18 protein-coding genes are annotated in these 13,983 nt (G+C 69.0%); 1 reads left to right on the top strand and 17 read right to left on the bottom strand.

Annotated features, from left to right (window positions below; all coding sequences use genetic code 11):
• Window positions 1-120: 120 nt before the first annotated feature.
• Complete coding sequence (locus ACFXGN_RS20540) at window positions 121-1,743, bottom strand: ABC-F family ATP-binding cassette domain-containing protein (protein WP_384861007.1); 1,623 nt, start codon at window positions 1,741-1,743, stop codon at window positions 121-123.
• A 56-nt stretch (window positions 1,744-1,799) separates the two neighbouring features.
• Here ACFXGN_RS20540 and ACFXGN_RS20535 point away from each other — a divergent pair, with 56 nt between their 5' ends.
• Complete coding sequence (locus ACFXGN_RS20535; protein WP_384861004.1) at window positions 1,800-2,816, top strand: hypothetical protein; 1,017 nt, start codon at window positions 1,800-1,802, stop codon at window positions 2,814-2,816.
• 43 nt (window positions 2,817-2,859) lie between these two features.
• Here ACFXGN_RS20535 and truA read toward each other — a convergent pair whose 3' ends face one another.
• The 16 genes from truA to rpsH form a co-directional block, all read right to left on the bottom strand.
• A complete protein-coding gene (truA, locus tag ACFXGN_RS20530) occupies window positions 2,860-3,714 on the bottom strand; it encodes a tRNA pseudouridine(38-40) synthase TruA (RefSeq protein ID WP_384861002.1) in 855 nt (284 codons plus the stop codon).
• A gap of 79 nt (window positions 3,715-3,793) precedes the next feature.
• Complete coding sequence (gene rplQ, locus ACFXGN_RS20525) at window positions 3,794-4,261, bottom strand: 50S ribosomal protein L17 (protein ID WP_351793040.1); 468 nt, start codon at window positions 4,259-4,261, stop codon at window positions 3,794-3,796.
• 181 nt (window positions 4,262-4,442) lie between these two features.
• The gene (locus ACFXGN_RS20520) at window positions 4,443-5,465 is read right to left on the bottom strand and encodes a DNA-directed RNA polymerase subunit alpha (RefSeq protein ID WP_384860999.1); all 1,023 of its coding nucleotides are present in this window, start codon (window positions 5,463-5,465) and stop codon (window positions 4,443-4,445) included.
• Between the two features lie 183 nt (window positions 5,466-5,648).
• On the bottom strand, window positions 5,649-6,053 hold the full coding sequence (rpsK, locus tag ACFXGN_RS20515) for a 30S ribosomal protein S11 (RefSeq protein WP_003956432.1): 405 nt from the start codon (window positions 6,051-6,053) through the stop codon (window positions 5,649-5,651).
• A 66-nt stretch (window positions 6,054-6,119) separates the two neighbouring features.
• Complete coding sequence (gene rpsM / locus ACFXGN_RS20510) at window positions 6,120-6,500, bottom strand: 30S ribosomal protein S13 (protein WP_266895455.1); 381 nt, start codon at window positions 6,498-6,500, stop codon at window positions 6,120-6,122.
• Between the two features lie 205 nt (window positions 6,501-6,705).
• The gene (rpmJ, locus tag ACFXGN_RS20505; protein ID WP_003956441.1) at window positions 6,706-6,819 is read right to left on the bottom strand and encodes a 50S ribosomal protein L36; all 114 of its coding nucleotides are present in this window, start codon (window positions 6,817-6,819) and stop codon (window positions 6,706-6,708) included.
• Between the two features lie 61 nt (window positions 6,820-6,880).
• Entirely contained in the window at window positions 6,881-7,102 is a 222-nt protein-coding gene (gene infA, locus ACFXGN_RS20500) for a translation initiation factor IF-1 (RefSeq protein WP_003956442.1), read from the bottom strand.
• 238 nt (window positions 7,103-7,340) lie between these two features.
• On the bottom strand, window positions 7,341-8,192 hold the full coding sequence (gene map / locus ACFXGN_RS20495) for a type I methionyl aminopeptidase (RefSeq protein WP_384860993.1): 852 nt from the start codon (window positions 8,190-8,192) through the stop codon (window positions 7,341-7,343).
• A 94-nt stretch (window positions 8,193-8,286) separates the two neighbouring features.
• Window positions 8,287-8,934, bottom strand: coding sequence for an adenylate kinase (locus tag ACFXGN_RS20490; RefSeq protein ID WP_384860992.1), 648 nt, complete (start codon window positions 8,932-8,934; stop codon window positions 8,287-8,289).
• Entirely contained in the window at window positions 8,934-10,253 is a 1,320-nt protein-coding gene (gene secY, locus ACFXGN_RS20485) for a preprotein translocase subunit SecY (RefSeq protein WP_384860990.1), read from the bottom strand. Before secY ends, ACFXGN_RS20490 begins: the two co-directional genes overlap by 1 nt.
• 878 nt (window positions 10,254-11,131) lie before the next feature.
• Window positions 11,132-11,587 carry a 50S ribosomal protein L15 gene (gene rplO, locus ACFXGN_RS20480; protein WP_366439656.1) on the bottom strand — a complete coding sequence of 152 codons (456 nt, stop codon included), beginning with the start codon at window positions 11,585-11,587 and terminating at the stop codon, window positions 11,132-11,134.
• 1 nt (window position 11,588) lies between these two features.
• On the bottom strand, window positions 11,589-11,771 hold the full coding sequence (rpmD, locus tag ACFXGN_RS20475; RefSeq protein ID WP_351793022.1) for a 50S ribosomal protein L30: 183 nt from the start codon (window positions 11,769-11,771) through the stop codon (window positions 11,589-11,591).
• Window positions 11,771-12,373, bottom strand: a complete 603-nt coding sequence (gene rpsE, locus ACFXGN_RS20470) for a 30S ribosomal protein S5 (RefSeq protein ID WP_254372698.1) — start codon at window positions 12,371-12,373, stop codon at window positions 11,771-11,773. Before rpsE ends, rpmD begins: the two co-directional genes overlap by 1 nt.
• A gap of 46 nt (window positions 12,374-12,419) precedes the next feature.
• Window positions 12,420-12,803: a 50S ribosomal protein L18 gene (rplR, locus tag ACFXGN_RS20465; protein ID WP_351793016.1), complete on the bottom strand. Its 384-nt coding sequence runs from the start codon at window positions 12,801-12,803 to the stop codon at window positions 12,420-12,422.
• 2 nt (window positions 12,804-12,805) lie between these two features.
• Window positions 12,806-13,345: a 50S ribosomal protein L6 gene (gene rplF, locus ACFXGN_RS20460; RefSeq protein WP_351793013.1), complete on the bottom strand. Its 540-nt coding sequence runs from the start codon at window positions 13,343-13,345 to the stop codon at window positions 12,806-12,808.
• A gap of 21 nt (window positions 13,346-13,366) precedes the next feature.
• Window positions 13,367-13,765, bottom strand: a complete 399-nt coding sequence (gene rpsH / locus ACFXGN_RS20455) for a 30S ribosomal protein S8 (protein ID WP_158989430.1) — start codon at window positions 13,763-13,765, stop codon at window positions 13,367-13,369.
• Between the last annotated feature and the right edge of the window lie 218 nt (window positions 13,766-13,983).

The following is a 13,983-nucleotide window of genomic DNA, read 5'->3' as shown; positions in this document are numbered from 1 at the left end:
ACCCGCGCCACCCCTGACCGGTCAAAACGCGCCGCCCCCAGGGCCTGCCGTCACCTCCCCGCCGTCGCCCGGAGGGCGGCCCCGCGGCGTCCGGTGCGGGCGGGAACGTGACGACGGGCCCTACCGCGCCCGCTCGACCCGCCGCTCGTCCCACACCGGCTCCGTGGTCTCCCGCACCACACCGTCCGAACCGAAGACCAGGTACCGGTCGAACGACTTGGCGAACCAGCGGTCGTGGGTGACCGCGAGGACCGTGCCCTCGTACGCCTCCAGACCGTCCTGGAGGGCTTCCGCCGACTCCAGGTCCAGGTTGTCCGTCGGCTCGTCGAGCAGCAGCGCCGTCGTCCCCGCCAGCTCCAGGAGCAGGATCTGGAACCGGGCCTGCTGCCCGCCCGACAGCTTGTCGAACGACTGGTCGCCCTGCCGCTCCAGCTCGTAGCGGCGCAGCATCGACATCGCCCCGCCCCGGTCCTTGGCGTGCTCCGTCCACAGGATGTCCACCAGCGGGCGCCCGGTCAGCTCCGGATGCGCGTGGGTCTGCGCGAAGTGCCCGGGGACGACCCGCGCACCCAGCTTCCAGGCGCCCGTGTGCGCGACCGACGCGTCCCCGGCCAGCAGCCGCAGGAAGTGGGACTTGCCCGAGCCGTTCGAGCCCAGGACGGCGACCCGCTCCCCGTAGAAGACCTCCAGCGAGAAGGGCTTCATCAGCCCCGTCAGCTCAAGGTTCTCGCAGGTCACCGCACGTACGCCGGTACGGCCGCCGCGCAGTCGCATCCGGATGTCCTGCTCGCGCGGCGGCTCGGGCGGCGGTCCCGCCTCCTCGAACTTCCGCAGCCGCGTCTGCGCCGCCGCGTACCGCGAGGCCAGCTCATGGCTGATCGCCGCCGCCTGCCGGAGCGTGACGACGAGCTTCTTCAGCTGGGCGTGCTTCTCCTCCCAGCGCCGCTTCAGCTCCTCGAAGCGCGCGAACCGCTCCCGCCGCGCCTCGTGGAAGGTGTCGAAGCCACCGCCGTGCACCCACACGTCCGAGCCCGCGGGCCCCGGCTCCACCGCGATGATCTTCTGCGCGCCCCGGGAGAGCAGCTCCCGGTCGTGCGAGATGAACAGGACGGTCTTACGGGTCTCCCGCAGCCGCTCCTCCAGCCAGCGCTTGCCGGGCACGTCCAGATAGTTGTCCGGCTCGTCCAGGAGCAGCACCTCGTCGGAGCCGCGCAGCAGCGACTCCAGGACCAGCCGCTTCTGCTCACCGCCGGACAAGGTCCTGACCTGCCGGAACTGCGCCTTCTCGTACGGCATCCCGAGCGCGGCCACGGTGCAGATGTCCCAGAGGGTCTCGGCCTCGTACCCCTGCACCTCGGCCCAGTCGCTGAGGGCCTGCGCGTACTTCATCTGCGCGGCCTCGTCGTCGACCGTCATGATCAGGTGCTCGGCCTCGTCCACGGCCTTCGCGGCCTCCCGGATGCGCGGGTGCGCCACCGAGACCAGCAGGTCGCGGACGGTGGACTCGTCCCGTACGGAGCCCACGAACTGCGGCATCACACCGAGCCCGCCACTGACCTTGACGGAACCGCCGTGCGGCTGGAGGTCCCCGGAGATCAGCCTCAGCAGGGTGGTCTTCCCGGCGCCGTTGGCGCCGACCAGGGCGACGACGGCCCCTTCGCCCACCCGGAAGGAAGCGTCCCCGAGCAGGACCCTCCCGTCGGGAAGGTAGTACTCCAGATGCGCGGCCTCGACATGTCCCATGAGGTGCATTGTCGCCGCCCGCCCGGCCCCGGCCCAACCGGTTTAGGATGCGCGGCATGAGCTTTGGGGGACCGCAGTGGCCGCAGGAGCCGCCGCAGGGGCAGCAGGGGCAGGGGTACGGACAGCAGCCGCAGGGGCAGCCGGGATACGGGCAGCAGCCGGGATACGGCGGACCGCCCGGCCCCGGACAGCCCCCGCCGGGGCCGTACGGGCAGCAGGGCCACGGACAGCCGGGCCACGGCCCCGAGCCCTTCCCCGGCGCCCTGGGCGGCGGGCCCGGGACCCCCGACTGGGGCGCCCTCGCCGACGCCTCCGCCTCCCGTGACCGGCGCAGGCGCTGGCTGGTGATCGGCGGCGGCGCGGTCGCCGCGCTGGCCGTCGGCGCGATCGTCGCGACCGCCGTGGTCGCCACCGGCAAGAAGAACGACGAGGCAGGGAAGGGCGCGGGCCCCACCGGGACGGCCGCCCCCACCGGCTCCCCCACTCCCGAGCCGACCTTCTCCTCGGTGGCGCCGCCGCCCCCGCCGAACCCGAAGGACTACATCTCCGACCCGAAGAAGGACAAGGCCCCGCTGACCACCGGGGGCCTCTTCCCGGGCAAGAAGCTGACCATGGACAAGCGCCCCTACGAGAAGGGCGCGACCGCCGCCACGACCGACTGCGCGGCCGTCACCCAGGGCACCCTCGGCGCCCTCCTCAAGGCCAACGGCTGCCAGCGGGTGCTGCGCGCCACCTACGTCAAGGACGGCGTGGCGGTCACCGTCGGCGTGGCCGTCCTGCCCTCCGAGGCCGCGGCCCTCAAGGTGAAGAACCAGGCCAAGGGCGGCATCGCCCCCCTGGCGGGCGCGGGCGTCGGCGACTTCTGCCACGGCACGGTCTGCCTCCGCCGGGCGAACGCGATCGGCCGCTACGCCTACTTCACCCAGGCGGGATTCACCGACGGCAAGAAGGTCACCACCGCTGACAAACCGGTCTTCCTGGCCAGCGACGACCTCGGCACCTTCGCCTTCAACCAGATCTACGCCCACGGCCGCGCCCAGGCCCGCGCGGCGGCCGGGACCCCGGCCCCGTAGCCCGCGCGGGGCCGCGGTCACGGTCCGGAGGCCGTCCCCGTCCTCAGCAGCAGCCCGCCCCCGGCAGGGTCCGCTTGTTGCGGGCCTCGCGGCTGCGGGCGGCCAGCAGGTCGTCCGCCGGGTAGCCGACCTCTTCGAGGGTGAGCCCGTGGGGGCGTACGACGTGCACGGCCGAGTCCCGGACACCGGCCGCGAGGACCTTGCCGGGCCAGTCGGCCGGCCGGTGCCCGTCGCCGACGAACAGCAGGGCGCCGACCAGCGAGCGGACCATGTTGTGGCAGAAGGCGTCGGCCTTCACCGTGGCTTCGAGGATCCCGTCGGCCCGCCGCTCCCAGCGCAGCTCCTGGAGGGTGCGGATGGTGGTGGCGCCCTCCCGGCGCTTGCAGTAGGCGGCGAAGTCGTGCTCGCCGACGAGCGCGGCGGCGGCCTCGTTCATGGCGTCCATGTCGAGGGCCCAGTCGTGCCACAGGACGTGTCCGCGGAGCAGCGGGTCCACCCCGCCCGGGTCGTCGGTGACGCGGTAGGCGTAGCGGCGCCAGATCGCGGAGAACCGCGCGTTGAACCCGCCGGGCGCCTCGGTGAGGGACCAGATCCTGACGTCGTGGGAGAGCCGCCCGGCGAGCCGCCTGAGCAGCTTGTCCCGGTGCTCGTCCCACACCTCGACGGGAAGGTCGACATGGGCGACCTGCCCGCGCGCGTGCACCCCGGAGTCGGTCCGGCCGGCCACGGTCAGCTCGTACGTCTCCTTGGCGCGGGTCACGGTCCGCAGGGCGTCCTCGATGTCGCCCTGCACCGTCCGCCGCCCCTGCGCCTGCTTGGCCCAGCCGGAGAAGTCCCTGCCGTCGTACGACAGGTCAAGCCGCACCCGTACGAACCCGTCCTGCACCTCATCGCTCACGCGAAGATCCTCTCAGAAACACGGGTGCGGGCCCGCACCCCAGGGGGTACGGGCCCGCACGCGAGAACAGTCGGAACGCTTACGCGTCCTTCGACTCCTCGGCGGCCTCGGTCGTGGCGGCCTCGTCGGCCTCCTTGACGGCGCGCTTGGTGGCGGCCTCGGCCTCGTCGACGGTCGCCTTCTTGGCGATCTCGCCCTCGACCAGCTCGATCACGGCCATCGGGGCGTTGTCGCCACGACGGTTGCCGACCTTGGTGATGCGGGTGTAGCCACCCGGGCGCTCGGAGTAGCGCGGCGCGATCTCGGTGAAGAGCGTGTGGACGATGCCCTTGTCGGTGATCGTCTGCAGCACCAGGCGACGGTTGTGGATGTCGCCCTTCTTCGCCTTGGTGATCAGGCGCTCGGCGACCGGACGCAGGCGGCGGGCCTTGGCCTCGGTCGTGGTGATGCGACCGTGCTCGAACAGCGACTTCGCCAGGTTGGCGAGCAGCAGCTTCTCGTGAGCGGCGGAACCGCCGAGGCGGGCACCCTTCGCGGGACGCGGCATGTTGATTCTCCTAGGTGTCTGCCCCGGCCGTATGAGGTACCGGGGTCAGTATCCGAGCAGGCGGTCGCCTGTCGGAGATCCGGACGCGCCCCGGAGGGGGCGAGCCCGGAGGGGGCGCGGGGAGCTGCGCGGTCGAGCACAGCGCACCCGCACCCGGGTACGGACCGTGAGGCCCGAGCTCTCAGTACTGCTCGGTCTCGACGAAGCCCGCGTCCGCGTCGTCGTCGGCGCCGAAGGCGTCGGCGGCGGCGGTCGGGTCGAATCCGGGCGGGCTGTCCTTGAGGGCCAGGCCCATGCCGGCCAGCTTCGCCTTGACCTCGTCGATCGACTTCGCACCGAAGTTGCGGATGTCGAGCAGGTCGGCCTCGGAACGCGCCACGAGCTCACCCACGGAGTGGATGCCCTCGCGCTTGAGGCAGTTGTACGAACGAACGGTGAGCTCGAGCTCCTCGATCGGCAGCGCGAGGTCGGCGGCCAGGGCGGCGTCCGTCGGGGACGGGCCCATGTCGATGCCCTCGGCGTCGATGTTGAGCTCGCGCGCCAGACCGAACAGCTCGACCAGGGTCTTGCCGGCGGACGCCATGGCGTCGCGCGGGCGCATGGCCTGCTTGGTCTCGACGTCGACGATCAGCTTGTCGAAGTCGGTGCGCTGCTCGACACGGGTCGCCTCGACCTTGTACGTGACCTTGAGCACCGGCGAGTAGATCGAGTCGACCGGGATACGGCCGATCTCCTGGCCCACCTGCTTGTTCTGCACGGCGGAGACGTAGCCGCGACCGCGCTCGACGGTCAGCTCCATCTCCAGCTTGCCCTTGCCGTTGAGCGTGGCGAGGACGAGGTCGGGGTTGTGCACCTCGACACCGGCCGGGGGCGCGATGTCGGCGGCGGTGACCAGACCCGGACCCTGCTTGCGCAGGTACATCACGACCGGCTCGTCGTGCTCCGAGGAGACGACCAGCTGCTTGATGTTGAGGATGATGTCGGTCACATCCTCCTTGACGCCCGGCACGGTGGTGAACTCGTGCAGGACACCGTCGACGCGGATGCTGGTGACAGCGGCACCGGGGATCGACGACAGGAGGGTACGGCGGAGGGAGTTGCCGAGGGTGTAGCCGAAGCCCGGCTCCAGCGGCTCGATCACGAACCGGGAGCGGAACTCGTCGACGACCTCTTCGGTCAGCGAGGGACGCTGAGCGATCAGCATGTCTGTGATTCCTTCAGTCGTGGGCGCCCACTATTTGACGCCCTACGGAGAACTGCGTACTGCAAGGGTACGGGCGGCACGGCCAGAAGAGCCGTACCGCCCGAGGTCCTGCTCAAACAGCCCGTGTGTCCGACACGGCGGCGCGGTGCGTCCCCGCTCGCGCGGGGAGCGGCGCCGACCGGGTCAGACGCGGCGGCGCTTGGGCGGACGGCAGCCGTTGTGCGGCGTGGGGGTGACGTCCTGGATCGAACCGACCTCAAGGCCGGTGGCCTGGAGGGAGCGGATCGCGGTCTCGCGGCCGGAGCCCGGACCCTTGACGAAGACATCGACCTTGCGCATACCGTGCTCCTGCGCGCGGCGGGCGGCCGACTCGGCGGCCATCTGCGCGGCGAACGGAGTCGACTTGCGCGAGCCCTTGAAACCGACGTGACCGGCGGAGGCCCACGAGATCACGTTGCCCGAGGGGTCCGTGATCGAGACGATCGTGTTGTTGAACGTGCTCTTGATGTGCGCGTGGCCGTGAGCGACGTTCTTCTTTTCCTTGCGGCGCACCTTCTTGGCAGCGCCCTGACGACCCTTGGGGGGCATCTCTTACTCCTACGGGAGGTGGTCGGTCCTACAGCGAAGACCGCTTGGTCAAGCGTCCGCTGAGGACTACTTCTTGCCCGGCTTCTTCTTGCCGGCGATGGCGCGACGCGGGCCCTTGCGGGTACGAGCGTTCGTGCTGGTGCGCTGGCCGCGGACGGGCAGGCCACGACGGTGGCGCAGACCCTGGTAGCAGCCGATCTCGACCTTGCGGCGGATGTCGGCGGCGATCTCGCGGCGGAGGTCACCCTCGGTCTGGAGGTTGGCGTCCACGTACTCGCGGATCTTGACGAGGTCTTCCTCGGCAAGGTCGCGGACACGGGTGGACGGGTTCACGCCGGTAGCGACGAGAATCTCCTCGGACCGGGTGCGCCCGATGCCGAAGACGTAGGTGAGTGCGACCACCACACGCTTTTCGCGCGGGATGTCAACACCGGAAACGCGTGCCATTCAATGGCTCCTGTGTTCTCGGGGGTCTGTCGCAGAACCACTCCCGACCGCCGACGCCCCGAGATTTCAGGGCGTGGTACGTCCGGGTCCCCGGCCCCCACCGGAGGTGTCGTCAACCGTGGAAAACGGCCCGACGGGCTCTGCGTATGTACGTATTGCTATGCGTCGCGCGAAGAACTGCGAAATGCAGGTCGGTCGGCGTGCGTCAGCCCTGGCGCTGCTTGTGGCGCAGGTTGTCGCAGATGACCATGACCCGACCGTGACGGCGGATCACCTTGCACTTGTCGCAGATCTTCTTGACGCTCGGCTTGACCTTCATGGGATGTGAGGTTCTCCGGGTCAGTGCCACCACCCGCGCCGAAGCGGGGTGCGGGCAAGATCTACTTGTATCGGTAGACGATCCGGCCACGCGTCAGGTCGTACGGAGAGAGCTCCACAACGACCCGGTCGTCCGGGAGGATACGGATGTAGTGCATCCGCATCTTGCCGGAGATGTGCGCGAGGACCTTGTGACCGTTCTGGAGCTCCACCTTGAACATGGCGTTCGGGAGAGACTCGATCACGGTGCCCTCGATTTCGATGGCACCTTGCTTCTTGGCCACGCTTCGCCTTTCGAATCGGCTACCTTGATCGACTCTCGCCGCCGTATGCGGACACACGGGTACACGAGAGCCGACGCATCAGTCTACGTCAGGCCCCTGGAAAAGACGAATCGGGAAGTCTGCCCACGCGAGGAGATCCTTACGCAAGGGACCACGCCGAGAACCCGGAACCTTCTCCACGCCCCGCGCGAGCGGTCCGGCACCTCGCACCGGAACCCGGGCCCGCGCCGGAGGCCCCCTACGCGAGCGGGTCGGGCGCCGCCGTGACGCCCAGCTCCGCCAGCTTGGCCCTGCCGCCGTCGACCGCGGTGAGGACCAGCGGGCCCTCCTCCGTGAGCGCCACCGAGTGCTCCCAGTGCGAGGACCAGGTGCCGTCGGTCGTGACGACCGTCCAGTCGTCCTTCAGGACCTCGGTCGCCGGGGTGCCGAGCGAGACCATCGGCTCGATCGCCAGGCACAGGCCGGGCACCAGCTTCGGGCCCTTGCCGCGCTTGCGGGAGACGTAGTTCAGGAGGTGCGGGTCCATGTGCATCTCGGTGCCGATGCCGTGGCCGCCGTAGTCCTCGATGATCCCGTACCGGCCGAGGCTGTGGTCGCCGACCGGCGGGCGGGGCTGCCGCTTGATGTACGTCTCGATCGCCTTCGAGATGTCCACCAGCCGGTTGCCGAGCCGCATCGCCGCGATCCCGGCCCACATCGACTCCTCGGTGACCCGGGAGAGCTCGACCAGCTCCGGCGCGTGCCCGGTGCCCACGAACGCGGTGTAGGCCGCGTCACCGTGCCAGCCGTCCACGATCGCGCCCGCGTCGATGGAGATGACGTCGCCGTCCTTCAGGACGGTCTTCTCGTCGGGGATGCCGTGGACGACGACCTCGTTCACCGAGGTGCAGATCGTCGCGGGGAACCCGCCGTACCCGAGGAAGTTCGACTTCGCCCCGTGCTCGGCGATCACCTTCCGCGCGACCTCGTCCAGGTCCCGCGTGGTCGCGCCGGGCACGGCCGCGTCACGGGTCGCCGCGTGGACGGCGGCGACGACAAGGCCCGCCTCACGCATCTTCGCGATCTGCTCGGGGGTCTTGATCTGCACCATCGTGGCCGCGGCCTTTCGTCGAGAACGGGTATCGGAACAACGATACGGCCGCGGCGCCCCCAGGGGCACCGCGGCCGTATCGGACGAACCGTGGTTACTTCTTGATCGCGGCCATCGCCTTGGCGGTGACCTCGTCCACCTTGCCGAGCGCCGAGATCGTCACGACCAGGCTCTGCGCCCGGTAGTAGTCGATGATCGGCTCGGTCTCCGTGTGGTAGACCTCCAGGCGGCGGCGCACGGTCTCCTCCGTGTCGTCGTCGCGCTGGTACAGCTCCCCGCCGCAGACGTCGCAGACGCCCTCGGCGGCCGGAGCCTGGTACGTCACGTGGAACACGTGCGAGGAGTCGTTGCGGCAGATGCGGCGACCCGCGATCCGCTTCACGACCTCGTCCTCGGGGACCTCCAGGTCCAGGACCGCGTCCAGCTGTACGTGACCCTCCTTGAGGATCTCGTCCAGGGCCTCGGCCTGGGCCACGTTGCGCGGGAACCCGTCGAGCAGGAAGCCACCCACGGCGTCCGGCTGCTCCATACGGTCCTTGGCCATCCCGATCGTCACGGAGTCCGGCACCAGCTGGCCGGCCTTCATGTACGACTGCGCCTCCACACCCAGCTCCGTGCCCTGCGAGATGTTGGCACGGAACAGGTCACCGGTGGAGATGTGCGGGATGTCCAGGTTCTTGGCAAGGTACGCGGCCTGCGTTCCCTTACCGGCCCCGGGCGGTCCGACGAGGACGATTCGCATCAGCGGAGGAACCCTTCGTAATTGCGCTGCTGAAGCTGGCTCTCGATCTGCTTCACGGTCTCCAGCCCCACACCCACGATGATCAGGATGCTCGTCCCGCCGAAGGGGAAGTTGGCATTGGCGCCGCCGAAGCCTGCCAACGCCATCGTCGGCACAAGAGCGATCAGACCCAAGTACAGCGAGCCCGGCCACGTGATCCGGTTGAGCACGTAGCTCAGATACTCGGCAGTGGGTCGACCGGCCCGGATACCCGGGATGAAGCCACCATACTTCTTCATGTTGTCCGCGACTTCCTCGGGGTTGAACGAGATCGCCACGTAGAAGAAGGCGAAGAACACGATCAGGAGGAAGTAGGTGGCGATGTAGTAGGGGTGGTCACCCTTGACGAAGTGGGCTTCGATCCAGGTCTTCCATCCGGCGGTGGAGCTCGAGAACTGAGCGACCAGGGCCGGGATGTAGAGCAGCGACGAGGCGAAGATGACGGGAATCACACCCGCCTGGTTCACCTTCAGCGGGATGTACGTGGACGTACCACCGTACGAACGACGGCCGATCATGCGCTTCGCGTACTGGACCGGGATGCGCCGCTGGGCCTGCTCGACGAAGACCACGAGGGCCACCATCACGAAGCCGACGAGGATCACGGTGCCGAACTCGATCCAGCCCTGCGCGAGCTTGCCGCTCTCCTTGATGGCCCACAGGGCACCGGGGAAGCCGGCGGCGATCGAGATGAACATCAGGATCGACATGCCGTTGCCGATGCCGCGGTCGGTGATCAGCTCACCGAGCCACATGACGACACAGGTACCCGCGGTCATGGTGAGGACCATGACGGTGATGGTGAAGATCGACGGGTTGGGCACGACCTGGTCGGCCACGTTGCAGCCGCTGAAGAGGGCACCGCTCTTGGCGGTGGCGACGAGACCGGTGCCCTGCAGGACCGCGAGGGCCACCGTCAGGTAGCGGGTGTACTGCGTGATCTTGGCCGTGCCGGACTGCCCCTCCTTCTTGAGGGCTTCCAGGCGCGGGATCACGACGGTCAGCAGCTGCAGGATGATGCTCGCCGTGATGTACGGCATGATGCCGAGCGCGAAGATGGTGATCTGCAGCAGCGCGCCGCCACTGAACATGTTGACCAGGCCGAACAGGCTGTTGTTGCCTTCACTGGCCTGCTTGACACACTGCTGGACGGCCTCGTAGCTGACACCGGGGACGGGGATGTGGGCCCCGAAGCGGTACAGCACGATGATGGCGAGCGTGAAGAGCAGCTTCTTGCGCAGGTCGGGCGTCTTGAACGCCTGGGCGAACGCGGTGAGCACGGTGCCTCCTGCGACCCCCGCGTTACGCGCGTGAGGGTGACGGTTTGTATGGGAGCAATTACAGAACACGGCAGTCGTGCACCAGAGCGCAGACTGCCGGGGAAGCTATCAGGCGCTACCATACCCGCCCCCACAGCCAGCGGGAAACGTCTCCGGGCGACGTCGGGCCCCCATTGCCGGGCGACAACCCCCCGGGTGTCCGGCGGACGACCTCGACCGTGCCCCCGCCCGGACGGGGAGCCGTCCCGAAGCGGCTCCCCTCCTCCCCGGAGGACCGTCTCGGCAGTTCGGGACCGACCGGATGGAACGGTCGGATCTCGACACTTTCAGAGGCAAACGCAGGTAAAGAAGTCAGGTTCCGGCGGGGCGGCCCCCGGTGGACCAGCGCCGGGGAACATCGCACTCCCCCGTCCGGAGCGTCGGCCCCCGCCACCGGACGCGGGCCCGGTGACCACGCCGACGCCCCGCCCCCCACGAGCGGCCCGGACCGGCCCCACGGCATACGGCCCGGACCGACCCCTCACGGGCAACGAAAGCGGGCCCGAAAGCAAGTACGAAAGCGGGTACGAAAGAGGTCCGCCCGCCCGAGGGTCCGGCCGCGCCCTCCGGCTCCGGACACCGCAGTCACCGCCATGTCCGGCCGCGCCCTCCGGCCCCGGACACCGCGGCCACCCCGGGTCACCGCCGTTCACCGCTCGCGCCGGTCGAGAGCCGCCCCCGGGCCCGCCCCCCGGGCGCGCGGGCTCCGTCTCCCCTCCGGCCCGATCCGGTACCCGGGCGGGGAGGGAAGGCCCGGCGGTCCGGCCCCGGACGCCGAGAAGCCCGGCCGGCTCCCCGAGGGGAACCGGCCGGGCTTCTCAGTGCTGTCGGGCCGAGACTCAGACGAGCTCGGTGACGCTGCCGCCGGCGGCGGCGATCTTCTCCTTGGCGGAGCCGGAGACGGCGTCGACCGTCACCTGCAGCGCCACGGAGACCTCGCCGGTGCCGAGCACCTTGACGAGCTGGTTCTTGCGAACCGCACCCTTGGCGACCAGATCGGCCACCGTGACCTCTCCACCCTGCGGGTAGAGCGCGGCGAGCTTGTCCAGGTTCACGACCTGGTACTCGGTGCGGAAGGGGTTCTTGAAGCCCTTCAGCTTCGGCAGACGCATGTGGAGGGGCATCTGCCCGCCCTCGAAGCGCTGCGGAACCTGGTAGCGGGCCTTCGTACCCTTCGTACCACGACCGGCCGTCTTACCCTTCGACGCCTCACCACGACCGACACGGGTCTTCGCGGTCTTGGCGCCGGGGGCGGGACGGAGGTTGTGGGCCTTCAGCGGGCTGTTCTCCGCCATGTCAGTCAACCTCCTCGACCGTCACGAGGTGGCGGACGGTGTGCACCATTCCGCGGAACTCGGGGCGGTCCTCCTTGACAACCACGTCGTTGACCTTCTTGAGGCCGAGCGAGCGCAGGGTGTCGCGGTGGTTCTGCTTGCTGCCGATGTACGACTTCTTCTGCGTGACCTTGAGGCGAGCCATTACGCACCCGCCCCGGCACGCGCACGGAGAAGAGCCGCGGGGGCGACGTCCTCGAGGGGCAGACCACGGCGAGCCGCGATCTCCTCGGGACGCTGCAGGCCCTTGAGGGCCGCCACGGTCGCGTGCACGATGTTGATCGCGTTGTCGGAGCCGAGCGACTTCGACAGGATGTCGTGAACGCCGGCGCACTCGAGCACGGCACGCACCGGGCCACCGGCGATGACGCCGGTACCGGGGGAAGCCGGCTTGAGCAGGACGACGCCCGCGGCCTTCTCGCCCTGGATCGGGTGAGGGATGGTGCCCTGGATGCGGGGAACCTTGAAGAAGTTCTTCTTCGCTTCCTCGACACCCTTGGCGATGGCCGCGGGAACTTCCTTGGCCTTGCCGTAACCGACACCTACGGTGCCGTCACCGTCGCCCACCACGACCAGCGCGGTGAAGCTGAAGCGGCGACCACCCTTGACAACCTTGGCGACGCGGTTGATCGCGACGACGCGCTCAACGTACGCGGTCTTCTCGGCGGCAGGGCCACCGTCGCGGCCCTTCCGGTCCCGCCGCTCGCCGCCACCGGCACCGCTTCCGCGGCGCTGGGGTCCAGCCATTGGATTTACCTCTCTCTGTTACGTCCGTTAGTCCCGGAACCGGGGCTTAGAACTTCAGCCCGGCTTCGCGGGCGGCGTCAGCCAGAGCGGCAATGCGCCCGGCGTACCTGTTGCCACCACGGTCGAACACGACGGTCTCGACACCGGCGGCCTTGGCGCGCTCGGCGACCAGGGCGCCGACCTGCTTGGCCTGCGCGGACTTGTCGCCCTCGCCACCACGGATCGACGCGTCCAGGTTCGACGCCGACGCCAGGGTGTGACCCTTGAGGTCGTCGATGACCTGAGCGGTGATACCGCGGTTCGAACGCGTCACGACGAGGCGCGGACGCTCCGCCGTACCCGACACGTTCTTGCGGATGCGGATGTGGCGGCGAGCCTTGGCGGCACGCTTGTAAGCGTCGCCCTTGGCGATCTTCACACCGTATGCCATGGCTACTTACCAGCCTTTCCGACCTTGCGGCGGATGACCTCGCCGGCGTACTTGACGCCCTTGGCCTTGTACGGGTCGGGCTTGCGCAGCTTGCGGATGTTCGCCGCGACCTCGCCGACCTTCTGCTTGTCGATGCCCTCGACCGAGAACTTGGTCGGCGACTCGACCTTGAACGAGATGCCCTCGGGCGCCTCGACCAGGATCGGGTGGCTGTAACCGAGCTGGAACTCCAGGTTGGAGCCCTTCGCGGCGACGCGGTAACCGACACCGCTGATCTCGAGCGCCTTCACGTAACCCTGGGTCACACCGGTGATCATGTTGGCCACCAGCGTGCGGGACAGGCCGTGAAGGGCCTTGTTCTGACGCTCGTCGTTCGGACGGGAGACGTTGAGCACGCCGTCCTCGCCCTTAACGATCTCGATCGGCGCGGCGACGGTGTGGCTCAGGGTGCCCTTGGAACCCTTGACCGTGACCGTGCGGCCATCGATGGTGACGTCCACGCCGGCGGGAACCTGGATAGGCAGCTTGCCAATACGCGACATTAGCTATTCCTCCGTTCCCGACTACCAGACGTAGGCGAGGACTTCCCCACCTACGCCCTTCTTGCCTGCCTGCTGGCCGGTCAGGAGGCCGTGGGACGTGGAGATGATCGCCACGCCCAGACCGCCGAGGACCTTCGGCAGGTTGGTGGACTTCGCGTAAACCCGGAGACCGGGCTTCGAGATCCGCTTGATGCCCGCGATGGAGCGCTCACGGTTCGGACCGAACTTGAGCTCGAGGACGAGGTTCTTGCCGACCTCGGCGTCCTCGACCTTCCAGCCCGTGATGAAGCCCTCCTGCTGGAGGATTTCCGCGATGTGAGACTTGATCTTGCTGTGCGGCATCGACACGGAGTCGTGGTATGCCGAGTTCGCGTTACGCAGACGAGTCAGCATGTCCGCGATCGGATCAGTCATGGTCATGAATTGGCCTTCGGCCTCTCTCGCCGGGGTTTCCTGTATGCGCCATCCCTCTCCCCACACAGGGGCGGGACGGGTGCGGCGCGGGGACCTACGGCGTAGTAAGTCGTACGGGCGGCGGACGCCCAACCCCACTAGCCTAAGCCATGAGGGGATGGGCATCCGCCAACCCAGTGCTTACCGAGAGATCCAGGAAGCCCTACGCCCCGAAGGGCGGTAGG

It is taken from the genome of Streptomyces sp. NPDC059247, from assembly GCF_042754005.1.
Taxonomy (GTDB): domain Bacteria; phylum Actinomycetota; class Actinomycetes; order Streptomycetales; family Streptomycetaceae; genus Streptomyces.
The sequence above is the reverse complement of the archived record's forward strand: the minus strand, read 5'-3'. Positions and strand labels throughout refer to the sequence as shown.